Origin of the sequence: Glutamicibacter sp. BW77 (assembly GCF_002332285.1) — a bacterium.
Classification (GTDB): Bacteria; Actinomycetota; Actinomycetes; order Actinomycetales; family Micrococcaceae; genus Glutamicibacter; species Glutamicibacter bergerei.
The window spans coordinates 1-26,996 of record NZ_NRGT01000050.1; the positions used below are offsets into that span (position 1 = coordinate 1).

The window sequence follows — 26,996 nt, forward strand, 5'->3', positions numbered from 1 at the left end:
TGATCCTGACAGACAGGGTTGGGAACGCATTTCAAAAAACTGACACAAGATAGCACGTCACCCAACTAGGTGCACAGGCCAAATTTTGATGAAATGGATGTCATGAGTGAAGCAAGCCAGCAGGATTTAGCCGCAGCTACCGAGGTACTTTTGCAACTTCGCTGGTCTGATCAGGATGCCCTCGGGCATGTTAATAATGCCCGCATCGTCACGCTGATGGAAGAAGCGCGAATTAGGTGGACGCGCGAAGACGGCAACACCGGACGTTTTGAATATGGGACGGTGGTCGCCTCGATTAATATCGATTACCTGCGCCCGCTCTATTACCAGCCAGAAATGCTGATCCGCATGGGAATTAGCCGCGTGGGAAACAAATCCTTTACCGTGCGCGGGATCGGTTATCAGGATGGCGAGCAGGTCTTCGATTCAACCACGGTCATGGTTCCGTTAGCTCAAGATGGCAAATCCTCACGCCCGCTCAACGATATTGAACGTGGCTGGCTGGGGGAGTCGCTGATTCCAGCGCGCAGTTAAGCCTTGCCCACTGAAAACCAGTGACCCCGAAAGAATCAGCTGATTCTTTCGGGGTCACTGGTTTTTGGCGGTTGGGAAACTTTGCTACTTGGTTTCTTCCGCGGCGTACTCGTCCAAGACTTTTTTGCCGATCTTGAAGGCAACGTTTGCTGCAGGAACCGAACAGTAGATGGCACACTGCAAGAAGACTTCTTTGATCTCCTCTGCGGTCATGCCGTTGCGCAGTGCGGCATGCACATGCATTTCCAGCTCTTCCCAGTAACCGCCGGCAATCATGGCGGTCAGCGTGATGGCACTGCGGGTGGTGCGCGGCAGGCCATCGCGGGTCCAAATGGTACCCCATGCGTAGCGGGTAATCATTTCCTGGAATTCGTCGGTGAACTCGTTCGAATTGTTGGTGGAGCGATCTACGTGTTCACTACCGAGCACCTCGCGACGGACGACCATGCCTGCATCATAGGTGTCGCCGGGCTGACGCTGAGAATCTGACATAAGTTTTTGACCTTTCCCTAGTTGCTGGTGAAGAAATCGACCAGAATGGCGGCGGTTTCCTCGGGTGCTTCGGCCGGGGCTAGGTGCGCGGCGGAGTCAACAACGGCCGCCGTGGCCTTCGGTGCGTTCTCGGCAATAAATTGGGCATCCGCCGGAGGACAGACCTGATCCTGGGCGCCGTTGATGGCGATAATTGGGTCGGTCGTCGTTGCCAGCTGCTCGCGGACATCAAATCCTGCCAGCGCACCACATACATGGGCGTACGCAAAACGATCCGCGTCCTGCAGATTGTGCAGCAGGTCGGTGGAGATGACCGGCTCCTTCTCGATGAAGCCAGGGGCAAACCAACGCTGCGCGGAACCCGTCACCATGGTGGGGGTACCGGCCTTAGCTACGAGTTCTGCTCGCTTCATCCAACCTTCGGGAGTGCCAATCTTTGCCGCGGCGCAGATGCTCGACAGTCCGTTAAAAGTACCTGGGTAATCGACCGCCAGCTGCAATGCGACCGCGCCTCCAACGGAAACTCCGGCGTAGAACAGCTTGCTGCCATCGGTGATGACCCCGTCGGTGCGCAACGCATCGATCATGGTGGTCACTCCGGTGGCCAGCTGGCTCATGGAGAACTCTTCGGTGGAGGGCTTGCTTGCACCATGTCCGGGAAGATCCCACGCAATAAGCTGGAAGTGATCCTTCAGATATGGCACCGCCGGTCCCCATAGTTGCAGGGAAGCGGTACCTAGCGAAGGGCCAACGATAAGGGTTGGGAGTTCTTTGTTGGTGTGAAGCACCGATGGAGTTAGTTGTGGGACTGCCATAATTCCTTCCGTGCCGAATATTCGGCGAGAACGGTTGTAGTGAAACGATCCGCGGCACCAAGGTAGCCGGCCGGATCAAGTAAATCGGAAAGGTCTTTATCGCTCAGATCGTGCGAGGCGATTTCCAAACGCAAAAGCTCACGCAGCGGCAGATCCTCGCTCAGACTGCGACGCACCAGAGCCTGGATGGTCGCCTTGCCGCCGGGCACTAATGGTGCCAGCACCGTGGCCAAACGTTCGGAAAGTATCGCGTCGCCACCCAAGGCAAGGTTTTTTGCAATGGCTGGTTGGTTTACGTTCAGGCCATGTGCCAAAAATGCGCCGTGGGCCGCAGCTCCGGCCGCCAGCCGGGCAAGTTCACGCAACGCACTCCACTCGGCGTGCCAGCCGCCGTCCGGGCGTTCGTCTACAGCAGTTCCCGCGGCGGTAAACAACGTGTTCACCAGCCCTGGGGCGCTCAATGCAGCGTTGCGCAGCAACACCGAACGTACCGGGTTCTGCTTCTGCGGCATGGCTGAGGAACCACCCTTGCCCGCTTCTCGGGGTTCGGATAATTCACCTATTTCAGGTCGGGAGGCGGTGAGTACGTCCGCACCGAAGGTTCCCAGTGCCGCAACGGATGCGGCTAAGACGGAACCAACCTGAACAATGGGCATGCGGTTGGTATGCCAGGGGACGCCGGGATTGGACAGACCCAACAGGCTTGCAAGATCGGCGGTCAGGCTCGCGCTGGTGGCCGAAACCTCGGGATGATCAACAAGGAACTGTTCGAGTGATGCCAGCGTCCCTACCGCACCGCCCCACTGCAGGGACAGTTGCTTCGAGGCGGCATCCAGCTGGGTTTCGGCGCTCAATACCGCGCTTAGCCAGCTGGCGGCCTTCCATCCGAAGGTCGTTGGCAACGCATGCTGGGTCAGCGAGCGGGCAATGCAGACAGTGTCACGGTGAGCCTGAGCAAGCGCGGCTAACCCGGTGGCGGTGTTGCGTAAATTAGTGAGTGTCCCGACCATGGTGCGTGCGAGCACTAGCATCAGGGCGGTGTCGATGATGTCTTGGCTGGTGGCACCACGGTGCAACGCGGCACTAGCCGTTGTCGGGGCGCCATCAGTGCTCAGCAGCTCGCGCATCATCCCGAGCAACGGGATCAGCGCATTAGCACCATCGGGGGTTTTTTCGGCAAGCAGGGCTAGGTCATATCGTTGTACCTGCGCGACTAAGCGCACGGCTTGTGCGTCTTGGGCGGAACATAAGCCGGCATCTGCTTGCACCTGCACCCATCCGGCTTCGGTATCCAACATGGCCTGCACGAACGCCACGTCGCTGGCGGTAGCGGAAGCACCAGTTCCGGCCCAAGCCGGAGAGAGCAGGCCATAATCCACGGTGTCCACACGTCCCTCAATTCTTTGGTGGGTAGGTCTCAAACTTTAGTGCCCGACAACGGGCAAAACCCCGTGGGCGCACCAGCACCGAATTTCTTCGGATGCCGGTGCGCTGACACGGGGCCTGTCATGAGTGCTTAACTCTCGCGTGGGTAGGCGAGGAACACGGTTTCGTCCTCGCCTTGCAAGGGGATATCAAAACGTAATGAGCCGTCTTTTTCGCGGGTAGCAATCAAGGTTTTACGCTGTGCTTCAGTCAGCGAGGACAACAACGGGTCATTGTCCAGAGCCCGTGTGTCCTCGGGCAGATAGATGCGGGTGAACAGACGGTTGAGCAGCCCGCGGGCGAACACGGTCAGCATGATGAACGGGGCTTTGCCGTCTTCGGTGGCGCCCGGATTTACCGTGGTGAAGGTGTAGTGGCCGACGTTGTCCACCGCGGTGCGGCCCCAGCCGGTGAAGGTGTACCCGTCACGAACCAGCGAGCCGTCGCGGGAAACCACGCTTCCGTTCTCGTCTGCCTGCCAAATTTCTAGCAGTGCATCCGGGATAACCTCACCCTTGCCGTCGGTGATAACCCCATGGAGGCGCACCGAATTCGGGTTGGCCTGATTGACCAGTTCGTTGTCCTTTTCAAAAGGCAACGCATAGCCGTAGAACGGGCCAATTGTCTGTCCCGGGGTGGGAGCGAGTTTAAGTTCTGGTGCCTGAGGCATTTAGTGATCTCCCTTTTCGTCTTCCATCCACGTACGGTTTGAGCCGGTCAGGACGATGTCCCAGTTGTATCCGGTGGCCCATTCGTGGCTGGTAATCGAGTGGTCATAGGTTGCGACCAAACGGTCGCGGGCATCCTGATCGGTGATGGCCTGATAGATCGGGTCCAGGCTGAAGAGCGGATCACCGGGGAAATACATCTGGGTGATCATCCGCTGGGTGAAGTCCGTGCCGAATAGCGAGAAGTGGATATGTGCCGGGCGCCAGGCGTTGTGGTGGTTCTTCCACGGGTACGGTGCCGGCTTGATGGTGGTGAACGAGTATTCGCCGTTGGGTCCGGTGATCGCACGGCCCACACCGGTGAAGTTCGGATCGATCGGAGCGGGGTGCTGGTCACGTTTGTGGATGTAGCGTCCGGCGGCGTTGGCCTGCCAGATTTCCACCAGCTGGCCGGCGACCGGACGGCCGTCGCCGTCGAGCACGCGGCCGGCCACGACGATGCGTTCGCCGACTGGTTCACCGTTGTGCTGAATGGTCAGATCCGATTCCAGTGCGTGGACGTCGCGCTGACCGAAGGCAGGGGAGTACAGCTCAATGGTTTCCGGATCCACATGGTGCAGGTTCTTGGTGGGATGGCGCAGCAGCGAGGAACGATACGGGGCAAAGTTGATGCGTGGCTGAGTTTCAGCCTTCTTCCCGGACACCACTTCTTGGCGGTAAGCCTCGTGAATGCTGGTGATCTCGTCGGTGATTTTTTCCTGCGAGTCGGCGGTGGCCGCAGGGTCTAGGACGTGCGAATTCTCGAACGATTCGTCCTTGGTGGTTTCGGTGCTCACTACGTGCTCCTTTCGGAATGGAGGGTTGTTGTTATGCCTGTGGTTTAAGAGTGTGGCCAGCCGGTGTATGACTCTGCCAGGTACTGCTGCCCGTAGCGCGAAGAGGTGACGGTTTCCAGTTCGCCTAGTGCACGCTTGGCCATGAACGGGTCGGCGCCCACCGGAGTATGCAGCATTGACGTCACCCAGTAGGAGAAGTTCTGTGCCTTCCAAACCCGTTTCAGAGCCAGATCCGAATAGCCGCCTAGCAACTTCTCGCTACCCGTGGAGAAGAACGAATCGAGTGCTTCGAAGAGCACCTTCACATCGGCGAAGGCCAAGTTTAATCCCTTGGCTCCGGTCGGCGGCACGGTGTGCCCGGCATCGCCGATCAAGAACATGCGCCCGTGGGAGAGCGGCTCGCGCACGAAGGAACGAAAGCCCAATATGGTCTTGTCGAAGATCTCGCCGGTTTTCAGCTGGAAATTATCGGGGCCATCCACGCGTTTTTGCAGTTCCGACCAGATGCGGTCATCGCTCCACGCGTTCACATCTTCATTGGGGTAGCACTGGAAATACATGCGCTGCACGGTTTCGCTTCGCTGGGAAATAAGCGCAAACCCGTGCGGTGAGTTGGCGTAGATCAGTTCAGGTGCAGATTTTGGTGCCTCGGTGAGGATGCCAAACCAGGCGAAGGGGTAAGTGACTTTAAAGTCTTTGCGCACCGTTTCTGGCATTTGCCTGCGGGCAAAGGAGCGTGACCCGTCGGCGCCGACGATTACGTCGGCGTGAACCGCGAAGAGGGTGCCTTGCGCGTCGGTGAAGCGGAACTTCGGGGTGGAGGTTTCCATATCCAGGATCTCGGTGACTTCGCAGTTAAAGCGAACGTCACCACCGTCGCGCTGGCGGGCTGCTGCCAGATCTACGAAAACCTCGTTCTGTGCGTACAGGGTGACCGTGGCGTTAACGAGATCGCGGAAATCCAACGGATGCGACTCACCGTTGAAACGAAGGTCGATTCCGGCGTGCTCGTCTCCGTGGGTGAGTACTCGCCCGTTGACTCCAGAGTCGGAGAGCATCTTAACTGCTTGCGCTTCGAGAATGCCCGCGCGGTGGGTGTTGCGAATTGTCTCATGGTCGCGCATTTCGACTACCAAGTTGTCGATGCCGGATTTAGAAAGCAGATGCGAGAGCATCAGGCCTGCGGGGCCGCCACCGATGATGCCGACCTTGGTCTTGATGATGCGTGGACTCTGAACCATGGGATCCTGCCTGTCTGTGCGGGACCAGCAGTATAAGAATTCGGCAGCATTGCCGGATTCCCCTTGGTGGTCGAGGATGTGGAACTTCCTCAAGAATGCTGTGGAACCCGGCGGGCCGGCACCAAGAGTCTCAATGAATGAGAAAAGTGAATGGTTGGTTACGCTTCGCGGCTCAGTGCTACACGCCAGAGCAGTCCTGCCGGAATTCCGAAGTCAAAATCGGCGCACCGGCCTTGAGTGATTCGGTGAACGGTCATCGATCTTGGCCGATCATCGCATGGCGCCGAGGCTAGGGGCGCTAAGGGGTATTAGTCAAAAGCAGCGCTCGGGAAATACCTCGGGCCGCGGTGCGTAGCGCCATCGCTGCAGGCTGCAGAGACGTTGAATCGCGGGGAACTACCACCGAAAGCACGGCAACTTGGTAACCGGAATTATCCAGGATCGGTGCCGCCGCGCCGGTGGTCTCGGGATCGATGAACCCGTCAAACGAGGCGTATCCGTTGCGTCTGATCTCTGCCATCTCGGCGCGGAAGTTCGGGTGGGTTGAATTCATGATTTCACGATGGCGGTCCAGGAACTCGCGGATCACTTCTGGGCGGGAAAATGCTAGAAGTGCCATCCCCATGGAAGTGCTGTGCACCGGCATTCGGCCTGCCACGCTGGCTTGGTTGACTACGGAGCCAGGACGGGACAATCGTTCAATGATCAGCACTTCGTCTTGGTGGAGCATTGATAGCTGCGTGTTCTGCCCTAGAAGCTGGTTGATGTCTTCCATAAAAGGTAACGCGGTCTTGCGCAGATCTTGCGTGGTGGTGCTGCGGTTGGCCAGCTCCCACAACCGCAGTCCGAGGCGCACTTGCCCGTCTTTGTCCCGCGCCAGCAGACCATGGCCAACCAGCTCATCGAGTAGCCGATACATGGTGGCTTTGGGAATTTCTGCCCGGCGGGCCAGTGCGATGACGCTCAGTGACTGATTTTCTGAGTCAAATGAATCCAGGATCCGCACTAAGCGATCCAGCATTGAATCCCCGCTGGGCGAATTGGCCATGACCCTACTGTAAACCAGGGTTTTGACGAGTGCCTTTTGCTGTAACACGACGAGGTAACCATACGGCTAGCTGACATTTTCTTAGTACGTTATTCTCAGTGAATTTGAGTTCGCCTCGAAGCGCCAGCAGTAGGCTGAACCCAAATAAGCGAAAGGATCAACCGTGGAAATTACTCCCACTCCGCCTAGTCTGGACTTCGTGGCAACCATCGAAGTTGCGGTAAGCGAGACGATCACCATCGGCAACACCGCGCAAGGCGTGCGCCGGGTCGCTCCGATTCGTGGTGGTAGCGTTAGCGGTCCTCAGATGAGGGGACGCGTATTAGATGCCGGGGCAGACTTCCAACGCTATCCAAGCGCAGATCTTGCCCTGCTCGAAGCGAACTACGTGCTTGAGCTCGATGATGGGCACCGAATTTTGGTCGAGAACCGTGCTGTACGCACGGCTGACCCTGCGGACCTTGAGCGCATGATGTCGGGAGAGCACGTGGACCCGTCCCGTGTTTATTTCCGTTGTGTGCCGGCTCTTTCTGCCGATGAATCCGGACCCTATGCATGGCTGAACCGCACGTTATTCCTTGGCACCGGTGAACGCCTTGCCCAGGGGGTCCGGATCGATGTATTTCGCGTGAGGTAGAGCGACGTGGAGCCTTACCTTTGAGTGGGGGAGTATCAAAACACGTCCGTGATGCGCGCGAAGGGGGTGTTCAGTTTGCGAAAAGCAGGGACTGCCTATGACTCGGTCGGTGAGCCCTCGCATAAGTTTGAGGCTGTGTCCTACAAGGAAGCCATCGCGAACTGGAACGAAATCGTCTTCGACAAGGATGGTAATTTCATTGGCTCGATCTGTGGGCTTGCTGTATCGGATGCGGAATTTGATCAGGACACCGGATGGAAGCCACTCAATCTCGCATACAGCGCCCAGTAGCAGGCGAAATATCTGCTTCGCCTCAGAGCATGTTTGCCGATCAATATCCACGAACTGGAATGTGGGTAAGCTTCTGAACCGAGATCCGGGTATGACTTGGATCTCGGTTCAATTATTTTCTTTCGTGGTCGGGTCTCGGCGTTCCAGCCACTTCGATGAGAAGGGTTGAGCCGACGAGACCTGTGATTTCGCGGGCCTGACGTTGCCGTTCGGGGAAAGGCAGACCTGCAAGCGGGACGGAGGCTATTGATATTCAACGGCAGCGTTTGCGCCGGAGTGGAGGGTGCGTATCGAACCGAGGAATCGTCCAATAAAAAGCAGGGCAGTTGCTCGTGAAGGGGTGTACTCTCATGTCGGAAGATTTATTCCTTGAACGTTGGAGCACCGTAACCGTTGCGGGCTGGTGTCTCAAACTCCTTGCCGGCGTGGTTATGGGAGAAAAATGGATTTTTCTCGGAACAGTCAAAGCAAGCGATATTTATTGATGGTCGCTGGTGCCTGGCATTGGCACCGCCTACGATAAAAATTGCAGAGACCCAACGGTGTACTGTGCCATCGTGTCCGCATTGTATGACCCAATGCCGCGCTAGTTAGATATGCGGGTCGTTAGCCACAGTGTGGACTCTGACTTTAGGAGGACTGCATGGCTGATCACCACGACGCTTCGGACGAATTCAAAGACGAGCTTCAGCCCACGGTGGAACGCAGCCAATTTGGCGTCAGCAAGAAGCCTAAAAATCCTGTTGTCGAAGAATTTCGAGCCCCGATGACCAGCTCAGAACTGAGCAAAGGGCCTGAAGAACTCACGGAGCAACGCGGCACGAAGGTCAACTGGCGCGTTTTTGTGATTTCGTCATTGCTCATCATTGCATTTTCCGCTTGGGCGATGCTCACCCCGGATCATGCCGCTTCGACGATGGCCACTACCGTTGCATGGATTTCGACTAATCTCGGCTGGTATTACGTCCTAACCGTCACCTTGGTGGTGCTCTTCGTTCTGTGGGTGGCGTTCTCGAAGGAAGGTAGCGTCCGTCTGGGGCCGGACCATTCTCGTCCGCAATACAACTTAGTCACCTGGGTCGCGATGCTTTTTGCTGCCGGTGTGGGTATCGACATGTTGTTCTATTCGGTCACCGGGCCGATTACCCAATTCATTGCTCCGCCTGCGGCTGACCCTGAATCCGCGGCCGCGGCCCAGGACGCGGTGGTCTGGACCATGTTCCATTACGGTGTGGCCGGCTGGTCCATGTACGCGCTATTGGGCATGGCCATGGGCTATTTCGCCTACAGGTGGGGAATGCCGCTATCCATCCGTGCGGCGCTCTACCCTCTGTTGGGGAAACGGGTGCGCGGTGCCACCGGGGATGTTATTGATATCTTTGCGCTGGTCGGGACGGTCTTCGGTGTAGCGACCTCCATGGGTATCGGCGTGGTGCTGCTCAACGTGGGGTTCGCCTCGATTTTCGGGTTTTCCGAAGGGTTGGGCCTGCAGATTGCCTTGGTGGTGGTCGCCGTGGTGATGACGATTGCCGCATGCACCTCGGGGGTTGATAAGGGCATCCGGATTATCTCCGAGTTGAACCTTTGGTCTGCCGCGGCAATGATGCTTTACATATTGGTGACGGGAAAAACTTCGTTCCTGCTGACCGCCTTGGTGGAGAACATTGGCCGTTTTATCTTCACTTTTCCCGAACGAACCTTGCAGACCTTCGCCTATCAGGACGATGGTTCTGAATGGATGGCCAGCTGGACGCTATTCTTCTGGGCCTTCTGGTTGGCGTGGGGTCCCTTCGTGGGCATGTTCCTGGCTCGTATCTCGCGTGGACGCACGTTACGAGAATTCGTGATCGCAGCGATTACCGCGCCGGTGCTCTGTGATTTCCTGATCGTGTCCATTTTCGGCAATAGTGCGTTGAAGGTGGTGATGGACGGCAATAGCGGGTTCGCCCAAGAAGCCATCGACTCTCCAGAACATGGTTGGTACAGTCTTTTGGAAATGTTCCCCGGAGCTCCCTTCTTGATTGGTCTTGCCACGCTCTCCGGCCTGCTTTTTTATCTGACCAGCGCCAACTCGGGCGCGATGGTGATGTCTAACTTCTCTTCAACGATTCCCGACCCGTCACAAGACGGACCCAAATGGCTGCGGATCTTCTGGGCTCTGCTGACCGCGTTGCTTACCGTAGCCATGCTCGTGGCCGGGGGCGTCACCACCATGGAACATGCCACGCTGATCTTTGCGTTGCCGGTGACGATTATTGCCTACTTGGTGATGGCTTCGTTCTCCAAGGTATTGCGCATGGAACGAGCCGAACGTGAGGGCCGGATGAATCGCCGGCGGGCTACTGCCGCGCATGGCGGGGCGGCCCCGGATAAGACTTGGCGTCAGCGTCTGGCGCAGCTGCGTTCCTACCCATCCAATAAGCAGGTCGCACGCTACGTGGACAAGGTAGTTCATCCTGCTTTGGAGGATGTGGCCCAGGAATTCATGAAGCTCGGTTACCACGCCGAGCTGACCACCACCCCTAACGAGCAGACCCAGATCGCCGAGCATGCGCTGGTTGTCTATATTCCGGAACACCGTAATTTCCATTATCAGGTGGCAGCGGTGGAAGCTCCGGTCCCAATGTTTGGCGCGCGTTCGATGTCGCGAGAAATCGACGTGTACTTCAGGCTTGAAGTGTTCACTCAAACCGGAACCGAAGGTTATGACGTGATGGGCTTGGACCGCGAGCAGGTCATCAATGACGTACTTGACCGTTATGAAGCGCACCTGTCGTTCTTGAAGTACTCCACCGAACATGATTCCGCCTCGGTGCTGACCCCGCCAAGGCCGGCGACCGGCGTGGTGCCACGCGTTGATGCTGCCGGGCAACCTCACGGTGCTGAGCCTGAAGACCAGGACAAACCGAAGGTGGATTAATCCACGCAACACCTGGAAACCCGCTCAGTCTGCCGTTGCTCAGCGATGGCTTCCGTAGAAGCTCTTTGCTCAAACCTCTTGAAAACGAAGACAATCAACTGCTAAAGTTCATATCACGAACTTAAGTTCACGATGTGAACAAGATATAGCGATGGAGCAGTGGATACATGCAGCAGGCCTACCTATACGACGCAATTCGAACCCCCTTCGGAAAAATTGGCGGAGCGCTTTCCTCCCACCGCCCCGATGACTTGGCCGCGCACGTGGTGCGCGAGCTCGTGGCACGCGCGCCCAAGCTCGATACCAGCTCCATTGACGAGGCAATCTTCGGTAACGCCAACGGTGCCGGCGAAGAAAACCGTAACGTTGCACGCATGAGTACCTTGCTGGCAGGTTTGCCTACCTCCCTGCCGGGCACCACCATGAATCGCCTGTGCGGTTCATCGCTGGACGCAGCCATCGCAGCCACCCGCCAGATCGCCACCGGCGACGCGGACCTGGTACTGCTTGGCGGAGTCGAATCCATGAGCCGTGCCCCATGGGTACTGCCAAAGACCGAGCGTCCCTTCCCGATGTCCAACCTCGAGCTGGCCAATACGACCTTGGGCTGGCGCCTGGTTAACCCGGCCATGCCCGGTGAGTGGACCGTGTCCTTGGGTGAAGCCACCGAACAGTTGCGCGAAAAGCACAACATCTCCCGTGAAGACCAGGACGCATTCTCGGCCCTGTCCCACCAGCAGGCAGCGGCCGCATGGGACGCCGGTAAGTATGACAACCTCGTCGTTTCGGTTCCACCAGCGAACAAGCGTGGAACCGAGCTGACCCGCGATGAGACCATTCGCGCGGATTCCACCGCAGAATCCCTGTCCAAGCTACGCACGGTGTTCCGCACCGGCGAGAATGCCACGGTCACCGCGGGCAACGCCTCGCCAATGAACGACGGCGCCTCGGCAGCCTTCATCGGGTCCGCCCGCGGCGGCGAGCTACTGGGCGCAGCGCCGTTGGCGCGCATCGTCTCCAACGCTTCTTTTGCCTTGGATCCACAGTTCTTCGGCTTTGCCCCGGTAGAGGCAGCAAATAAGGCATTGGCCAAGGCCGGTCTGAAATGGACCGATATTTCCGTAGTTGAGCTCAACGAAGCCTTTGCCGCGCAGTCCCTTGCCTGCATCCGCGCTTGGGATATCAACCCAACCATCGTCAATGCTTGGGGAGGGGCTATCTCGATCGGCCACCCGCTGGGTGCTTCGGGATTGCGCATCCTCGGTACCGCTGCACGCCGTCTGCAAGAATCCGGTCAGCGCTACGGTGTCGCAGCAATCTGCATCGGTGTTGGCCAGGGGCTGGCAGTAGTCATCGAGAACGAAAACGCTACCAAGTAGTCCAACTGCTTCGGTCCCCAAATCTTTAGAAAGGCAGAAACATGGCACCACGTATAGCCAACTCGGCGGCGGACGCCGTCGCCGAAATCAAGGACGGCTCCACCGTCCTAATCGGTGGCTTCGGCAACGCCGGCCAGCCGATGGAACTGATCGATGCACTCATGGAGTGCGGCGCCAAGGACTTGACGGTCGTGAATAACAACGCCGGGCAGGCTGACGCAGGCCTCGCGTTGTTGATCAAGGAACGCCGGGTGAAGAAGATTATCTGCTCCTTCCCCCGCCAGTCGGACTCGTGGCACTTTGATGAGGCCTACCGCGCCGGTGCGATCGAGCTGGAACTGGTTCCGCAGGGCAACTTGGCCGAGCGTATCCGCGCCGCAGGTGCCGGCATCGGTGGTTTCTTCACCCCGACCGGTTACGGCACGCTGCTGGCCGAAGGCAAGGAAACCCGCGTCATCGACGGCAAGGGCTATGTGCTCGAAACCCCGATCAATGCGGACTTCGCACTGATCAAGGCGCTGAAGGCCGACACCATGGGCAACCTGGTGTACCGCAAGACCGCGCGTAACTTCGGTCCGATCATGGCCACCGCCGCCAAGCAGGCCATTGTGCAGGTGGACGAGGTCGTCCAAGCTGGCGACCTGGATCCGGAGAACGTCATCACCCCGGGCATCTATGTAGATACCGTTGTGGCACTTGGAGGGAACAAATAATGAGCAACTACTCCAACACGCAAGAAAAACTCAGCCGCGACGACATGGCTCAGCAGGTTGCCGCGGATATTCCGTCCGGCGCCTTTGTGAACCTGGGCATCGGCCAGCCGACCAACGTGTCCAACTTCCTGACCAGTGAGCAGGGCGTGACCCTGCACACCGAAAACGGGATGTTGGGTATGGGGCCGGTAGCCACCGGGGATGATATCGATGAAGATCTGATCAATGCGGGCAAGATTCCGGTGACTGAGCTTCCCGGAGCTTCCTTCTTCCATCACGCAGATTCCTTCGCGATGATGCGCGGCGGACACTTGGATGTCTGCGTACTTGGAGCCTTCCAAGTTTCCGAGGCTGGCGACCTGGCCAACTGGCACACCGGTGCCGAGGGCGCGATCCCTGCCGTCGGTGGTGCCATGGATCTAGCCATCGGTGCGAAGCAGACCTGGGTGATGATGAGCCTGTTCACCAAGACCGGTGAATCAAAGCTTGTCGAAGCACTGAGCTACCCGGTCACCGGTCTGGGTTGTGTCTCGCGGATCTACACCGAAGTGGCAATTTTTGAATTGCGCGGCGGGAAGGTCTTCGTGCGTTCCTCGCACGGAATCAGCTTCGAAGAACTGCAGTCCAAGCTGCCGGTTGAACTGACCAAAGCCTAAAACACAGTAGATTAGTGGGGGTGCTTTACCAATATTTTGTGTAAGGCACCCCCACTTTTTCAATACCAGCGGGCCGTGATCACGGCTTGTGCAAGGAGTCCCGTGAGCGAGCAGGCCGCAACTACTACGTCCGTGCAGTCTTTAGCGCGCGGACTTCAGGTGATCAGCAGCTTTGATGCTGAGCACCCGTCAATGACGCTCTCAGAAGTTGCCGTGCTGACCGGGCTGTCGCGCGCCACCGCGCGCCGATTTTTGCTGACCTTGCAAGATCTTGGTTATGTTCGCTCGGACGGCAAGTACTTCGAACTAACCTCCAAGGTCTTGCAACTGGGATACGCCTATCTATCCAGTGCTACCTTGCCGCAGCTGATCGAGCCGGTGTTGGAAGAACTGTCGGCCAAGGTGCATGAATCGGCCTCGGCCTCGGTGCTTGACGGTTCTGACATTGTTTATATTGCCCGCGTCCACACCCGCTCGATAATGCGCGTGGGTATCTCGGTCGGTACCCGCTTCCCGGCGGTGAACACCTCCATGGGCAGGGTGCATTTGGCTTACCAGCCTGCACAGGTGCAACAATCCGTGCTGACCGCAGGCATCCACTCGGTCACCGGATTGGGGATCGATAACCGTGAGGAAATGCTCCAGGAATTGGAAAAGATTCGCACGCAAGGTTTCGCGGTGGTAGATCAAGAACTGGAAATTGGGTTGCGTTCGGTGGCTGTGCCCGTTTTTGGTTCGGAGCACACGGTGCTGGCCGCATTAAACGTGTCCATGAGTGTGCGCCCGAATACGACGGAAACGGCCGAGCAGTCCGCGCAGAAGTTCTTGCCTGAACTATTAAACGCGGCGCAACAGGTGCGTGAAGCCTTGGCGGCAAGCCGCTGAGCATTACTGTTCACTTTGCCTTTGAGTCGGGTGAGCGGTTGACCATCAGAAAATTGATTGTATCTTCAACTAATTCCTGTATGGTTGTTATATCGGAGATTTTCCGTGGCAACGCGCCTGTGCGAGCTTTGCATTTTCCGGGCGCGACCCGGACGTCATTATGAGGAGTTGAGCCGCCATGGGCAAAATGTTGAGCGACGTGCGATCCGAGAAGTGGAATCGCACCCCGGATTCCGGAGCAGTGTTGATTTTCCTGCATGGTTTCGGCTCCAACGAGAATGACCTCTGCTCGCTTGAAGCGCCGCTAGGTCTGAACTTGCAGTGGGCTTCGCTGCGAGCCCCCGTGGAACTGGGGCAAGGCGGCGCGGCCTGGTTCCAGATCACCACCCCGGGAGTGCCCGATGCGGCTCCGGTAGAAGCCGCTACCGAGGCTATCTGGGCCTGGATCGACGCCAATCTGGATCAGACAACGAAGATCATCCCCATCGGCTTCTCGCAAGGTGGCTTGATGGCAAGCCAGCTGCTGCGAACTCGTCCGGAACGCGTGCTGGCCACTACGATCCTTGGCGGTTTTGTCCTCGGTGGCGAGCAGCCGGCGGACGCTATACTCGCCGAACAGCTTCCGCCCGTATTTTGGGGCCGCGGCACCGAAGACCGCGTGATCGCTCCGATAGCTATCGAGCGCACCACCGAATTCTTGCCTCGGCACTCGACCTTGACGCAGCGGACTTACCCTGGGTTGGCTCACGGTATCAACATGGATGAGCTGAACGACGTGCGCAATCATGTCGCCTCGCGCCTAGGTGCGCTGCAGGGCGACGAGGCCTGAGCCGGTCGCCTCTTTTGGTGAATGGCATTCCCAGCTTCGGCGCCAGTCGCAAGGGTAATCTGGTGCCATGGCTACGCTGAATCAAACGCTGGACGAAGTACGCGAGGCGATCGCAACACTGCACCGCGCAGTGGTGCACGACCGGGATTCGCGGCGCTCCCACATGGCCGATTGGCTCGATTCACTTTTCGCGGACATCGAAACCCCGGCGCAGCTGCGCGAATCGGCTAACGAAGCCTTGAAGCTTTACCGCGGAGGCATGGGGTCATTTCAGGACGTGGGTACTGCCGTGATGGCCCAGGCCGTAGACGGGCTGCACGCTGCTTTGGGTGCCGCCCGTTCGGCGGCGCTGCGCAACTAACCGCGTAGCTGGCCACCTTGGGGTGAACCGGCTATTGAATATGCACTTGGATGAGTTCAGCTAGACCGCGACGGTCTCTTCGACTTCCTTGATCGTGGCCTTCTCGTTGGCCAAGCGGGTATTGCGCACGCTCCAAGTGTGGGTCAAAATAATCAAGGCCGCACCGGGAACGAGCCACAAGATGAGTCGCAAAATATCCATGCCAAGTGCTTGGTCCGGGAAGTAGACCAGGGTCTGCACCGCGTGCAACCACCCCGCCCCGTTCCAGAAAGTGTTCAGTGCGCCGTAGAACCCCGGCTGCATTTCTGGTTGAAAAATCCCGCCAGAACTGGTGAAATTCAAGGCGACGAAGCACAGGGTCAGTGCCGGTGTGGTCCAGTGCCGCAAAAGTGGATGCAGGCCTAGGCCTAGCAGGGTGATGCCTGCCGCGTAGACCCATGAAATCAGCCAGATGCCGGCAAAGTGACTGTTGATGATCTGATATACCGGTCCTGCAATTACCACCGCAATCGTGGCTACCACGGCAGCCGCGACGGCGGCCATAAGAAAGCGAATCGGAAGCTTGACCTTGCCCATGAAGCCAGCGAGCGGAACCGCGCTGGCATAACCGCCGATACTGAGCGCCACTAACAAGAAGAATAGCCCCTGTCCGGTGGTGTCTTGTTCCCCGGTAGGAACCACATCTTCGATGTGGAATCGCTGGTTCTGCTCAAAGGCTAGATTCATGAAGATCTTCTGGGCAATATTGAGCGAGGTTTCCGACGCCGCGCTGGAGGCAAAGAGCGTTGCCGTGGAATCCTTGGTTTCGTAGGCCGTCACGATTTCTCGCTGTGCTACAAGTTCCTTGGCGGTCTGCGCGTCGGCGACGGTGCGCACGTTCAGAGCTCCGTCGGCCTTGTCCTGGAGGGACTGGGCGAAGACCTTGATCTGTGCGGAGTCGCCAACCACCGCCACCTGTACGTTGTTAGGGGTGGGTGCATGGAATGCGCCCAAGTAAAACAAGCCCATCACCGCGCAGAGGAAGAATGGGATCAGCATGGTCAAGACTAGCTTTTCCCAACCAAGCTTCGCGGGCTTAGCTGCGGGGGACTTCTTCGGTGCGGGCGTGCCTGCGTGCTTGGAGGAAGGAATTTTAGGCGGGGTGGTATCGGTGAGAGTCATCAAAATTAAAGATTACTCTTAATGTTGCATTATGCAACATTGAGATTTGATCTTTGCGCCACGTACTAGACTCGAACTATGGGCAGGGAACAGCGCGAGACCGATATTCAATCCGTCTACCACCACATGCAAATGATCACCCGACGTGCCAATGCGCGTGCCCGGCACCTAGCCGAACCGCTGAGCCTGGTGGAACATTCACTCCTGCGATTTATCGCCGATACTCCCGGAACCAGGGCCACCGATATTGCCGAGGCGTTCGCACTGAACCGCTCGACGGTCTCCCGGCAGGTTGGCACGCTGCTGGACCTGGGCTATGCCGCCTATGACGATGCCGAAGCGGGCCGCGGTCGGGTGCTAGAACTAACGGATTTAGGGCGCAACCGGTTAGCGGAATCCGCCGCCGTGCATCGGGCCGCGGTCCGCGAACGCTTGAAAGACTGGAGTGAAGAGCAGATTTCCTCATTCGCCGCCGCATTAAGCCGTTACAACGTGGCTGATTCGCAGTAGCCACGAGTATGCCTTACCAACGGGTTGACTAAGCGATCCGGGTGAAGCGTGGACCTTTATAGCCATCACGTTCAATCACTTCGTCGAACATCGACAAGGGGCGTGCCCAGAAGCTGTAGTCATCGTAGAGCTTGCGGTAGAAGACCAGTGGCTCTTCGGTTTCGCTATGCCGGCCCACGGCCAGCACCTCATAGCGTTGGCCCTTAAAATGTTGGTAGATACCAGCTTCAACGCTCATCGTTCAGCCTTCCTAGTGCAAAGATCATTAGCGTGGACCGTGGCCGGTGCCGCCGCTGCGCTGAGTCAGCAGGTGCTCCAAAATTGGGTCCAGCACGGCCAACCCGTCCTTCACCCCGCCGGTGGAACCTGGCAAGGTGATCACGAAGCAGTCCCCGGCGAACCCGGCGACCCCGCGGGTAATGATGGACAGCGGTGTTGAGGCTTCGCCGCGGCGGCGAATGGCCTCGATAATTCCGGGCAACTGCACGTCGAGCAACGGAGCCACCATTTCGGGGGACTGGTCATCGGGGGAGACCCCTGTCCCGCCGGTGATGATCACTACTTGGACGCCACGAGCCAGCAACTCATCTACGGCAAAACGCACCGGCTGCCCATCGGCAACTACCTGTGGTTCACCGGTTTCAAAACCATGCTCGGTCAGCCACCCGGCAATCAGTGGCCCGGTCTTATCCGCCGCGGTTCCTGCTGCGGCACCGGTGGAGGCGACAACCACCGCAGCGCTACGGTCAGTCTCCACGAACCCAGTCACCGCTCTTGCCACCAGACTTAGCGACTACCTTCACCGAGCGGACCTCGGCATGCTTGTCCACGGCCTTGACCATGTCATAGAGGGTCAAGGCGGCCACGCTGGCGGCGGTTAAGGCTTCCATTTCCACCCCGGTGACACCCTTGGTGGTCACCTGTGCGGAAACGCGCACGGCCGAATCCTCTGCTGTGAAATCAATGGACACTTTGGAGATGGGTAGTGGGTGGCACAGCGGGATCAGTTCCCAGGTGCGCTTGGCGGCCATGATGCCGGCGACTCGGGCGGTGCCTAGTGCTTCGCCCTTGGGCAGGTTTCCGGTCATCAGCATTTTAATGACTTCCGGGCGGGTAACGAAGATGGCCTCGGCGGTAGCTACACGCTTAGTGACAGCTTTGTCGCTGACATCGACCATATGGGCGCTGCCGTCTTCGCGTAGGTGGGTGAGTTTCTCAGACATTCATTCTCCAAATTTCAACACTTTGCCCGGCGGTCAGTTCGCTGACTCCTACCGGGATGTGCACCAGCGCGTCGGCGCGGGCCAGGTCGTGAACCAGATGGGAGCCTGGATCCAAGATGGTGACCTGACCCTCGCGGAGCAGTGCTCGGCGCATCTGGTGTTTATGTTCCGGGGAGCTCACCGTTTGTGCCAATGGATAGTGCTCCGGTTGTGGTTCAGGCAATCCATTGAGCACGCGCAGTAACGGGGTGAGGAATAGTTCAACCGAGAGTAGTGCGCTGACCGGGTTGCCCGGGAAACACAGCACTACGGAGTGCTCCAGCCGGGCGAAGCCCTGTGGCCCGCCTGGCTGGATGGCCACATGGTGGAAATTACCTCCGCGTCCGGCGAGCGCCTGCCGGACCACTTCGTAAGCCCCCGCGCTGATCCCACCAACGGTGAGTATCAGATCGACTTGTTCTTGGAGCTGGTCGATAGCCACCGCGAACCGGTCTGGGGCATCGGGCAGCTGGAGGGTGCGCACATCCACACCGTAGCGGCGCAGCAGGGCCGCGAGCATCGGGGAGTTCGCATCAGGGATCTGGCCTTCGGCCGGGTTGGGGCCGCCCAGCTCGTCCCCGGTGGTGCACAGTGCTACCTTCAGTGTCCGGCGCACCGGGATTTCGGAGAGGCCGCTGGAGGCCAGTGCGGCGATCATGGTGGGGGTTAGCCGGGTGCCCGCAGGGGCTACCAAGGCTCCGGCGCCCAGATCCTCGCCGGCCTCGCGGATGAACCGGCCTGGTTTACTCGGCGCGGTGAACGTAGCCTGCCCGGACGGGGTGCCTTGGTGCGCCCGAACCAGATCCGGGAAGCTTCCGGTACTGCTTTCTTCCACGGGGATGATGGTGTCCGCGCCCTCGGGAATCATCGCCCCCGTCATGACCGGGCTGACGCTGCCCGGTAGCAGGGTGATCCGGCGATCCCCGGCGGCTGCGGTGAATCCTAGGGGCAGGATCACCGGGCAATCAGCGGAAGCAGAAGCCAACTCTGCGCTGCGTGCGGCATAGCCATCCATCTGCGAATTGGTGAAGGCAGGGATGGGCAGGGCAGCGAACAGGTCTTCGCTGGTGACCCGATCGCAGAGTTCGGTGCTGGTCACCGCAAGCAACTGCGTGCCGAGATTGCTGAAGACCGGGCCGAGCAGTTCTGCGAGTTCGGCGCGATGGGTTTGAAGGGTGCAGGACATGGATTATCCGCCCGCAAACGGGGGAAGCACATCCACGGTCAGTTCGTCGGCCGAGCCCAGTTCGCCGGCATCGCGGCGTACCACGCCATTGATCAGGAAGCTTCCGGCACGCAGCACCTGGGCCATCGCCGGGCCATAGGCTTCGGCGAGCTGTGCACGCAGCTGGGACAGGGTTTCGGGCCGATCCCAGGTCTCCTGTTCGGTGCCCGCGGCCGCCGCTGCGGCCGCGAAGTAGCGTATCGTAATCTTCGACATGACTTCATGCTATCGCGCCAGCGGGCGGAGGATCCGATTATGAGCGAAGGCTACTTTCCCGCCCTCGTTGCCCCGGGGGCCGAACTGAGCGACGAGCAGGCCCAACGCGCCGCGCGCCAGCTCTCGCTGCCCGGATTCGACTCCGTCTCCCAGCGCCGGTTGGCCGCAGCCCGGGTGCTGGTCATCGGCGCAGGCGGGCTGGGCAGCGCGTGCATCCCGTATCTAGTCGGGGCCGGAGTAGGCACCATCGGTATCGTCGATGACGACGTGGTGGAACTGTCCAACCTGCACCGCCAGATCACCCACACCACCGCGAATATCGGGGTGGCCAAAACGGCCTCGCTGGCCCAGGCAGCCGCCGCGCTGGATCCGAACGTACAGATTATCGAGCACAACCTGCGTCTTGATTCATCCAACGCGTTATCGATCTTTGCGGATTATGACCTGGTGATCGATGGCAGCGACAACTTCCCGACCCGCTACCTGTCCAATGATGCCGCGCAGCTCACTGGCATTCCGCTGATCTGGGGATCGATCCTGCAGCATCACGGCCAGGTCTCCGTCGCCTGGCATGAGCTCGGTCCGGGCTACCGCGACCTCTTCCCGGTGCCGCCCGCGCCGGGCACGGTGCCGGACTGCGCCGCCGGGGGAGTGCTGCCTGGATTGTGCGGAACCATCGGCTCGCTGCTGGCCACCGAAGCGTTGAAGCTGATCGCCGGAATCGGCAAGTCGCTGGTGGGCAAGGTGCTGATCTATGATGCGCTGGCCGCCAGCACCCGCACCCTGGAATATTCGTGTGACCCGCAAGCCGCAGAAGTCACCGAGCTGATCGACTATGTGCTCTTCTGTGCCGGTGCGCTGCCCGAGGTGCGGGGAATCGATGCCACTGCGCTCGCCGAAGCACTTGCCGGTACCGATGCTCCGGTACTGCTGGATGTGCGCAATGACGATGAGCGGGCCGAGCATCATATTGCCGGTTCGCTGTTCATGCCGTTGCCTGAACTGGAAGCAGCTATCGAAGCTGGCGCGGCACTGGATCAGGTTCCTGCGAGAGTGACCGTGTACTGTGCCCGCGGGCCGCGCTCGCAGCGTGCCGCAGCGCTGCTGGCCGGCCGCGGCATCGACGCAAACTATCTTGAGGGCGGAATTCCGACCTTGGCCGCGGTGGCCCCGAATCTGCTGGCCGCACCCTCGAAGACTGAAGGAGCCTCATTATGAGCTATGCCCTGATTACCGAAGAACCGATCGACGAGGCGGCGGTGCGAGCCGCGGTGCAGTCGGATACCGCCGGGGCGGTGGTGCTCTTTCACGGGATCATCCGCAACCATGATGGTGGCCAGCCGGTGAACTCGCTGGATTATTCGCATCACCCGCAGGCTCAGGACTTCTTGGAGAAGATCATCGCCGAGGAAGAGGCGCGCACCGGGCTGAAGCTCTCGGCCGTGCACCGGGTGGGTCCGCTGAAGATTGGTGATGCCGCGTTGGTGGCTGCCTCTGCTGCGGCTCACCGTAAGGAGGCGTTCGACGCGATTGAGAACCTGGTGGAGCGCATCAAGGCTGAGGTGCCGATCTGGAAGAAGCAGCACTTCGCTTCCGGTAGTTCCGAATGGGTTGGACTGTAACCGTTTTATCCTCGGTCGCAGCCGTCTGGGCTGTTCACGTTTGATTTATTTGTCATTATTGAACGTAAGGTGCGCTGGCGCGTGCAGGATGGGTCTGCTAGAAGTAGGTGAATTGATTACGACCCGGATTTCCACAAAAGTCAGCGCCGCGAGTTGGGTATCCGTTGGCTAAATGTGTCTCGCAACGGATAGTGGCGTCACGATTTTACGTAATTGGTTGCAGCACATGGTTGCGAGAAAGTCCTAGCTTTGAGTTATCAGGGATTTTAAGCTGAAGGAGCGGTGCACGCCGAGACGTCTTGCAACCCTTAGGTTGTGAGACGTCTGAGAAATCAATGTGGCGGATCTGGATTCTGCATTGGCAGATAGAATCTGTTTATGTCCATCTCTGAATTAACCCCGAGTGCTCAGAAATATTTGAAGGTCGTGTGGAGTTTGTCTGAATGGACTTCTTCCCCTGTAACTCCTTCGTTAATTGCTGATCGTGTGGGGTTGAGGTTGTCCTCGGTGTCGGAGGGTATCCGTAAGCTTTCCACGCAGGGATTCTTGGAGCATGCACCATATGGCTCGGTGGAGCTAACAGAGTCAGGCCGTCGCTATGCTGTGCAGATGGTCCGCAGGCATCGGCTGTTGGAGACTTTTCTTGTCGAGGTGCTGGGGTATTCCTGGGATCAGGTGCATGATGAGGCTGAGAATCTGGAACATGCGGTGTCTGACTTCATGGTGGAGCGGATCGACGAATTACTGGAGTTTCCCTCGCGTGATCCCCATGGCGATCCGATCCCTTCGGCGTCAGGCGCGGTGGATTCGCCAGCCGCTGTCCCACTTAGTGATGTTGGAGCGGGGCAGGATGTAAGTATCGAGCGGATTTCTGACGAGGACCCTCAAATGCTGAAGTTCTTTGAAGATCATGGGTTCTGCATTGGGAAAAAGCTGTCGATCAGTCAAGGTGCCCCATTTTCGGGGGTATTGGAAGCTCGGATCTCAGGGGCCAAAGAATCTGTGCTTCTTGGCGCTGCAGCGGTCAAGGCACTGTATGTATCCATTGATTCACAGGATGCAATAGGTTCATAGGCGACGGGAGAGAACCCAGAGGCAGGCAACTGATCCGAGGGGTCGCCGGCCTCTGGCTTCCCTTTACTCTTTAATTGGGGCTGTGCTGTAGCCGGGATTCGTTGCGGGTCCTATGATACCTAGCTAGTTTGGCGCTGATTAGTCCATGTTGTGGGCTGAAGAGATATGCCAGGAAGAAAGCGGCGCCTTGGCTGAGGACGACCATGCCCCCGGAGGCTGTGTCGAAGTAGTAGCTCGCATACAATCCTATAACGGCGCATAGTGCCGCGATGAGTGGGGCGATCATCAGCATTCTGCTGAAGCGGTTGGTTAGTAGGTATGCGGTTGCTCCTGGGATGATGAGCATGGCGACCACAAGGATGACTCCGACTGCTTGTAGCGCTACGACCGCTGTCGTTGCTAGAAGTGCTAAGAGCAGTGCCCCGAGTAAACGTGGGTTCAATCCAATGGCGTGGGCATGGGTTGGATCAAAGGCGTAGAGAGTGAAATCCCGGCGTTTGGTGAGGAGTATCGCCAGGGTTAGGACACCGAGGATGATGATTTGTGCCAGATCTGTCCATGAGACGCCTAGTAGATTTCCGAAGATGATGTGGTTCAGGTCAGTGTGCGCTGGGGTTACAGAGATGAGGACTAGTCCCAGGGAAAAGAGTGTGGTGAAAACGATTCCGATGGCGGCGTCTTCTTTTACTCTGCTGGTGTCTCGCACAATGCCGATGAGCAGCACTGCGAGGAATCCGAAGATTACCGCTCCTAGGGCAAAGGGTGCGCCGACAATATAAGCAAGGACAACACCGGGGAGCACTGCGTGCGATACCGCGTCTCCCATGAGGGACCAGCCGATGAGGACAAGCCAGCATGAGAGGACCGCGCAAACTACTGATGCGGTCAGCGTAGTGATCAAAGCTCGAAGCATGAATTCATAGCTGAGCGGTTCGATGAGAAGGTCGATTAGTTGCACAGTTATCCTTTTGCCAGCACGTCAAGTCCGAAGGCCATAGCCAGATTCTCAGGTTGAAGGACGTTTTCTGGAGAAGAGTGCATCAGCACTCGGCGCATAAGAAGGATGGCCTCGTCTGCTAGTTCGGGTAATGCTTGTAGGTCGTGAGTCGACACCACAACGGTGGCACCTTTATAGGCAAGTTCGCGGATTAGACGGGTGATTGTTGCTTCGGATCGTTTGTCCACTCCTGCGAATGGCTCGTCGAGGAGCAGGATCTTCGCTTCTTGGGCGATGCCGCGAGCAACGAACGCGCGTTTTTTCTGCCCTCCGGAAAGCTGGCCGATTTGCCGGTCAGCGTATTGGGTGAGCTCCACTTTTTCTAGTGCTTCGTTGACGGCTTGATGGTCGGCAGTCCTAGCACGGCGCGTGAGTCCCATCTTTCCGTAACGTCCAGTCATGACGACTTCGCGCACGGAGAGTGGGAATGCCCAATCGATGTCTTCATGCTGCGGGACGTAACTGATTCCTGCACGTTTGCGTTCTGCAGCAGGATTATGGGAATTAACCAAAACTGTTCCTGTGACGGGGTGAACCAGGCCCATGATGGTCTTGAATAAGGTAGATTTTCCCGAACCGTTCATGCCGATCAGAGCACAGACCCGGTGTGGATTGATATCCAGCGTTACTTGCTCTAGTGCTCGTATCGCACCGTATTGGACAGTGACATCTTTAAGCGAAATAGCTGGGGGCATTAATTCTCACCAGTCAATGCGTCGATAATCGTTTGCGTGTCGTGACGGATCAGCTCTAAATAGGTAGGCACAGGACCGTCTTTTCCGGAGAGGGAATCCACATAGAGGGTGCCACCGAATTTGGCATCGGTGGCTTCGACGACCTGCTGCATGGGCGCGTCAGACACTGTGGACTCGCAGAAAACTGCGGGTACTTGGTTCGTGGTGACGAATTCGATGGCAGAGGTTATCTGCTGGGGTGTTGCTTGCTGCTCCGCGTTGACGGCCCAGATGTATTTTTCGGTTAGATCGGTGTCTTTGGCAAGGTAGGAAAAAGCTCCTTCACAAGTGACGAGTGCTCGTTGGCTCTGGGGCAGATGGGAAAGTTCAGTGACTAGCTCGTCATGCACTTCCTGTAATTCCTCTTTGTATGCTGCTGCATTACGCGCGTATTCATTGGTATTTTCAGGGTCAAGAGTGCTGAATGCCGAGGCCATGTTATCGACGTAGACCTGTACGTTTAGCGGGCTCATCCAGGCATGGGGATTAGGTTTTCCGGCATGCTCGTCTTCGGTGATATCGATTGGTTCGACACCGTCACTGACAACAGCGTGGGGCACGTCTAAGCCCTCGACGAATTGGCCGAACCATGCTTCGAGATTCATTCCGTTATCCAGGATCAGGTCAGCTTTCGCAGCTTTGCTGATATCGCCCGGGGTGGGTTCATAGCCGTGTATTTCCGCTCCGAATTTCGTAATGGATTCGATCTGCAGGTGGTCGCCGGCGACGTTTTCAGCGATATCGGCTAGTACGGTGAATGTGGTTAGGACCACCGGTTTCTTTTCTTGAGTTGTGGCGTAATTTTGCGGGGAAGTGGTGCAGCCAGTGAGGAGGAGAGCTAGGGCTCCTGCGCTAATAGCAAGGGAAAAGCGTGGGCGGAATGAACGTGGAGATCTGGGCATAGGATTGCCTTTCGATCGTAGGTTTACGGCTGAAGAATCTAGAGTGAGCTCATGAGTGATGGCGGGGTCTCAGGGGGTGGCCCTGCGCGATGTGCAGCTGAGGCGAATCGTTCTAATTTGGTCGGGTTTTCGCCGCGGCAGTAAATGCCGACTAGTCGCAGGAAGTAACGCACTACAGTTGCAGGGTCGGTGGAGGAACCCAGTAGTGACTGCGCTTCGTGGTGCTTGGACTCTTGCGCGGCGCGGAACAATGCGACGGCTTCGATCCAGAGTCCGTCGTTGGTTCGTTGTGAAGCATTATGTTGCATGGGTAGAACTCTAATGTTCGGTACACCGAAGTTCAAAATATTACTTGTTAGGTCGAGGGCCTTTCTGAAGCATGGATAATGCATAATTATGCAGAATGTCGGTTGTAGCCTGTGCTTGGATGTTGGTATCGCCGAGGCATTTCATGGTCGAAGTTTGAATGGTTGAGCCCATAGCCAGATGGGATCGGGGCGATCTAGGGGTGCGGTGGGGCAATACCCGTGGAGTGGCTAATCTTTCGACACATAGTTTATGAAACTGAGTTTTGCGACGAAATATCCTCGAAAATCTGTTGAGTTCTCAATCGTCGAGGATTTCCACTCAACCTGGCGCATGACTGTGTCACAAACGACCGTTTTAGGAACTGTCGAATGGTCTTAGTGCTCCTCCCATAGAGTCAGATGTATTTAGGTAAGAGACGGTGGTCAGTTTTGGTTTCTGGTCTGTTATGATGATGTCATCATGATCAGCCCGCTCGCCTTATGGCTCGGGCTGATTTTCTTTAACAGGGAAGTTCATGGCTCAATACACTAAAAAGTGGCTATCGGTAGAAGAGCAGCTCGCGAAGCTAGAGCTTAATGGTGTGCTGATTGGTGATCGTGAAGCGGGGATACAGCTACTGAGGGCTGTGGGGTATTACCGTCTGACAGGGTACTTGTATCCCTTCCGCGATTCTCGTTTTGTCTATGAGGCGGATGGTCGAGAACGTGTCCAGGTGTTGAATACCTACCGCAGGGGTACCTCGCTGGAACATGCTAGAAAACTCATTGATTTCGATCGAGCCTTGCGAATTCTGGTGTTGGATGGCATCGAGCGCATTGAAATTTCGTTGCGCATGCAACTTGGGTATGTCTTGGGTAGGAAGTCGCCATTCGCGCATCTTGACGCCACCCAATTCGTTTCTTCGTTTACGACTAGCGAAGCCGAAGCCGGGGGAGTCATTTGGCCGAGTAAGCATGAAGTACTCATCACTCGGACGCGGGAACGGCAAAGTAGTTCAGATGAGTCTTTCGTGGCACATTTTCGTCAAAAGTATGATGATCAAATGCCGGTTTGGGAACTTACTGAGATTATGGAGTTCGGGCATCTGAGCAGGATGTACGGCGGGCTTCAGAACTCGACAGGCACAGAGATCGCAATGACGTATGGTGTCCCTTCCAAGAGGATCATGGCAAGCTGGATCGCGAGCCTCAACTATGTGCGTAATGTTTCCGCGCACCACGCGAGGCTCTTTAACCGGCTCTTCAGGAATAAGAG

General features: G+C 57.7%; 33 protein-coding genes. 16 read left to right on the forward strand and 17 right to left on the reverse strand.

Annotation, left to right across the window (positions count from 1 at the left end):
- Positions 1–102 precede the first annotated feature (102 nt).
- Positions 103–534: an acyl-CoA thioesterase gene (locus CIK74_RS06985; protein WP_096255066.1), complete on the forward strand. Its 432-nt coding sequence runs from the start codon at positions 103–105 to the stop codon at positions 532–534.
- A gap of 84 nt (positions 535–618) precedes the next feature.
- Here CIK74_RS06985 and pcaC read toward each other — a convergent pair whose 3' ends face one another.
- The 7 genes from pcaC to CIK74_RS07020 all read right to left on the reverse strand — a co-directional run bounded on the left by pcaC (position 619) and on the right by CIK74_RS07020 (position 7,059).
- The gene (pcaC, locus tag CIK74_RS06990; RefSeq protein WP_096255067.1) at positions 619–1,026 is read right to left on the reverse strand and encodes a 4-carboxymuconolactone decarboxylase; all 408 of its coding nucleotides are present in this window, start codon (positions 1,024–1,026) and stop codon (positions 619–621) included.
- A 17-nt stretch (positions 1,027–1,043) separates the two neighbouring features.
- Complete coding sequence (locus tag CIK74_RS06995; RefSeq protein WP_170947784.1) at positions 1,044–1,841, reverse strand: alpha/beta hydrolase; 798 nt, start codon at positions 1,839–1,841, stop codon at positions 1,044–1,046.
- Positions 1,823–3,229, reverse strand: coding sequence for a lyase family protein (locus CIK74_RS07000; protein ID WP_096255068.1), 1,407 nt, complete (start codon positions 3,227–3,229; stop codon positions 1,823–1,825). The genes CIK74_RS06995 and CIK74_RS07000 overlap by 19 nt, the downstream gene beginning before the upstream one ends.
- A 128-nt stretch (positions 3,230–3,357) precedes the next feature.
- Positions 3,358–3,936, reverse strand: coding sequence for a protocatechuate 3,4-dioxygenase subunit alpha (pcaG, locus tag CIK74_RS07005; protein WP_096255069.1), 579 nt, complete (start codon positions 3,934–3,936; stop codon positions 3,358–3,360).
- Positions 3,937–4,770 carry a protocatechuate 3,4-dioxygenase subunit beta gene (gene pcaH, locus CIK74_RS07010; protein ID WP_096255070.1) on the reverse strand — a complete coding sequence of 278 codons (834 nt, stop codon included), beginning with the start codon at positions 4,768–4,770 and terminating at the stop codon, positions 3,937–3,939.
- Positions 4,771–4,814: 44 nt separating this feature from the next.
- Complete coding sequence (locus CIK74_RS07015) at positions 4,815–6,011, reverse strand: 4-hydroxybenzoate 3-monooxygenase (RefSeq protein WP_096255071.1); 1,197 nt, start codon at positions 6,009–6,011, stop codon at positions 4,815–4,817.
- Positions 6,012–6,309: 298 nt separating this feature from the next.
- Complete coding sequence (locus CIK74_RS07020) at positions 6,310–7,059, reverse strand: IclR family transcriptional regulator (protein WP_096255092.1); 750 nt, start codon at positions 7,057–7,059, stop codon at positions 6,310–6,312.
- Between the two features lie 163 nt (positions 7,060–7,222).
- On the opposite strand from CIK74_RS07020, the gene CIK74_RS07025 reads away from it, so the two are divergent.
- The 10 genes from CIK74_RS07025 (at position 7,223) to CIK74_RS07065 (ending at position 15,730) form a co-directional block, all read left to right on the forward strand.
- A complete protein-coding gene (locus tag CIK74_RS07025) occupies positions 7,223–7,696 on the forward strand; it encodes a DUF3237 domain-containing protein (RefSeq protein ID WP_229677209.1) in 474 nt (157 codons plus the stop codon).
- 75 nt (positions 7,697–7,771) lie between these two features.
- A complete protein-coding gene (locus tag CIK74_RS07030; RefSeq protein WP_141392895.1) occupies positions 7,772–7,987 on the forward strand; it encodes a hypothetical protein in 216 nt (71 codons plus the stop codon).
- 350 nt (positions 7,988–8,337) lie between these two features.
- Positions 8,338–8,472 (forward strand): hypothetical protein, encoded by a 135-nt coding sequence (locus tag CIK74_RS19145; RefSeq protein ID WP_256382685.1) that lies wholly within the window; start codon positions 8,338–8,340, stop codon positions 8,470–8,472.
- Between the two features lie 158 nt (positions 8,473–8,630).
- Positions 8,631–10,907, forward strand: a complete 2,277-nt coding sequence (gene betT, locus CIK74_RS07035; protein ID WP_096255073.1) for a choline BCCT transporter BetT — start codon at positions 8,631–8,633, stop codon at positions 10,905–10,907.
- A 167-nt stretch (positions 10,908–11,074) separates the two neighbouring features.
- Positions 11,075–12,286, forward strand: a complete 1,212-nt coding sequence (locus CIK74_RS07040; protein WP_096255074.1) for a thiolase family protein — start codon at positions 11,075–11,077, stop codon at positions 12,284–12,286.
- Between the two features lie 41 nt (positions 12,287–12,327).
- The gene (locus tag CIK74_RS07045; protein ID WP_096255075.1) at positions 12,328–12,999 is read left to right on the forward strand and encodes a 3-oxoacid CoA-transferase subunit A; all 672 of its coding nucleotides are present in this window, start codon (positions 12,328–12,330) and stop codon (positions 12,997–12,999) included.
- A complete protein-coding gene (locus tag CIK74_RS07050; protein WP_096255076.1) occupies positions 12,999–13,655 on the forward strand; it encodes a 3-oxoacid CoA-transferase subunit B in 657 nt (218 codons plus the stop codon). Before CIK74_RS07045 ends, CIK74_RS07050 begins: the two co-directional genes overlap by 1 nt.
- Before the next feature lie 102 nt (positions 13,656–13,757).
- Positions 13,758–14,540 (forward strand): IclR family transcriptional regulator C-terminal domain-containing protein, encoded by a 783-nt coding sequence (locus tag CIK74_RS07055; RefSeq protein ID WP_096255077.1) that lies wholly within the window; start codon positions 13,758–13,760, stop codon positions 14,538–14,540.
- A gap of 178 nt (positions 14,541–14,718) precedes the next feature.
- Positions 14,719–15,369, forward strand: a complete 651-nt coding sequence (locus CIK74_RS07060) for a dienelactone hydrolase family protein (RefSeq protein WP_096255078.1) — start codon at positions 14,719–14,721, stop codon at positions 15,367–15,369.
- A gap of 67 nt (positions 15,370–15,436) precedes the next feature.
- Positions 15,437–15,730 (forward strand): hypothetical protein, encoded by a 294-nt coding sequence (locus CIK74_RS07065; RefSeq protein ID WP_096255079.1) that lies wholly within the window; start codon positions 15,437–15,439, stop codon positions 15,728–15,730.
- A gap of 60 nt (positions 15,731–15,790) precedes the next feature.
- Here the strand turns inward: CIK74_RS07065 and CIK74_RS07070 are convergent, their stop codons facing one another.
- The gene (locus CIK74_RS07070; RefSeq protein WP_096255080.1) at positions 15,791–16,891 is read right to left on the reverse strand and encodes a hypothetical protein; all 1,101 of its coding nucleotides are present in this window, start codon (positions 16,889–16,891) and stop codon (positions 15,791–15,793) included.
- Between the two features lie 78 nt (positions 16,892–16,969).
- On the opposite strand from CIK74_RS07070, the gene CIK74_RS07075 reads away from it, so the two are divergent.
- Complete coding sequence (locus tag CIK74_RS07075) at positions 16,970–17,401, forward strand: helix-turn-helix domain-containing protein (protein ID WP_096255081.1); 432 nt, start codon at positions 16,970–16,972, stop codon at positions 17,399–17,401.
- 28 nt (positions 17,402–17,429) lie between these two features.
- Here CIK74_RS07075 and CIK74_RS07080 read toward each other — a convergent pair whose 3' ends face one another.
- The 5 genes from CIK74_RS07080 to CIK74_RS07100 are packed head-to-tail and all read right to left on the reverse strand — an operon-like array spanning position 17,430 to position 20,104.
- Complete coding sequence (locus CIK74_RS07080) at positions 17,430–17,639, reverse strand: DUF1653 domain-containing protein (protein WP_096255082.1); 210 nt, start codon at positions 17,637–17,639, stop codon at positions 17,430–17,432.
- Positions 17,640–17,666: 27 nt separating this feature from the next.
- Positions 17,667–18,158 carry a MogA/MoaB family molybdenum cofactor biosynthesis protein gene (locus CIK74_RS07085; protein WP_096255083.1) on the reverse strand — a complete coding sequence of 164 codons (492 nt, stop codon included), beginning with the start codon at positions 18,156–18,158 and terminating at the stop codon, positions 17,667–17,669.
- Positions 18,148–18,624 carry a cyclic pyranopterin monophosphate synthase MoaC gene (gene moaC / locus CIK74_RS07090; protein WP_096255084.1) on the reverse strand — a complete coding sequence of 159 codons (477 nt, stop codon included), beginning with the start codon at positions 18,622–18,624 and terminating at the stop codon, positions 18,148–18,150. Before moaC ends, CIK74_RS07085 begins: the two co-directional genes overlap by 11 nt.
- On the reverse strand, positions 18,617–19,849 hold the full coding sequence (glp, locus tag CIK74_RS07095) for a gephyrin-like molybdotransferase Glp (protein ID WP_096255085.1): 1,233 nt from the start codon (positions 19,847–19,849) through the stop codon (positions 18,617–18,619). The genes moaC and glp overlap by 8 nt, the downstream gene beginning before the upstream one ends.
- 3 nt (positions 19,850–19,852) lie before the next feature.
- Positions 19,853–20,104, reverse strand: a complete 252-nt coding sequence (locus CIK74_RS07100; RefSeq protein ID WP_096255086.1) for a MoaD/ThiS family protein — start codon at positions 20,102–20,104, stop codon at positions 19,853–19,855.
- Between the two features lie 39 nt (positions 20,105–20,143).
- Here CIK74_RS07100 and CIK74_RS07105 point away from each other — a divergent pair, with 39 nt between their 5' ends.
- The 3 genes from CIK74_RS07105 (at position 20,144) to CIK74_RS07115 (ending at position 22,800) form a co-directional block, all read left to right on the forward strand.
- Positions 20,144–21,322: a ThiF family adenylyltransferase gene (locus CIK74_RS07105; protein ID WP_240520482.1), complete on the forward strand. Its 1,179-nt coding sequence runs from the start codon at positions 20,144–20,146 to the stop codon at positions 21,320–21,322.
- Entirely contained in the window at positions 21,319–21,726 is a 408-nt protein-coding gene (locus CIK74_RS07110) for a molybdenum cofactor biosynthesis protein MoaE (protein ID WP_096255087.1), read from the forward strand. The genes CIK74_RS07105 and CIK74_RS07110 overlap by 4 nt, the downstream gene beginning before the upstream one ends.
- 378 nt (positions 21,727–22,104) lie before the next feature.
- Complete coding sequence (locus CIK74_RS07115; protein ID WP_096255088.1) at positions 22,105–22,800, forward strand: metal-dependent transcriptional regulator; 696 nt, start codon at positions 22,105–22,107, stop codon at positions 22,798–22,800.
- Between the two features lie 70 nt (positions 22,801–22,870).
- Here CIK74_RS07115 and CIK74_RS07120 read toward each other — a convergent pair whose 3' ends face one another.
- Genes CIK74_RS07120 through CIK74_RS07135 form a run of 4 tightly spaced genes read right to left on the reverse strand, consistent with a single transcriptional unit; the run spans position 22,871 to position 25,741 of the window.
- Positions 22,871–23,758 (reverse strand): metal ABC transporter permease, encoded by an 888-nt coding sequence (locus tag CIK74_RS07120; RefSeq protein ID WP_096255089.1) that lies wholly within the window; start codon positions 23,756–23,758, stop codon positions 22,871–22,873.
- A gap of 2 nt (positions 23,759–23,760) precedes the next feature.
- Positions 23,761–24,492, reverse strand: a complete 732-nt coding sequence (locus tag CIK74_RS07125; protein WP_013350352.1) for a metal ABC transporter ATP-binding protein — start codon at positions 24,490–24,492, stop codon at positions 23,761–23,763.
- Positions 24,492–25,433 carry a metal ABC transporter substrate-binding protein gene (locus CIK74_RS07130; protein ID WP_013350294.1) on the reverse strand — a complete coding sequence of 314 codons (942 nt, stop codon included), beginning with the start codon at positions 25,431–25,433 and terminating at the stop codon, positions 24,492–24,494. The genes CIK74_RS07125 and CIK74_RS07130 overlap by 1 nt, the downstream gene beginning before the upstream one ends.
- 38 nt (positions 25,434–25,471) lie before the next feature.
- Positions 25,472–25,741: a hypothetical protein gene (locus CIK74_RS07135; protein ID WP_013350295.1), complete on the reverse strand. Its 270-nt coding sequence runs from the start codon at positions 25,739–25,741 to the stop codon at positions 25,472–25,474.
- Between the two features lie 515 nt (positions 25,742–26,256).
- Here CIK74_RS07135 and CIK74_RS07140 point away from each other — a divergent pair.
- On the forward strand, positions 26,257–26,996 hold a 740-nt coding region (locus tag CIK74_RS07140; protein WP_096255090.1), incomplete at its 3' end, for an Abi family protein.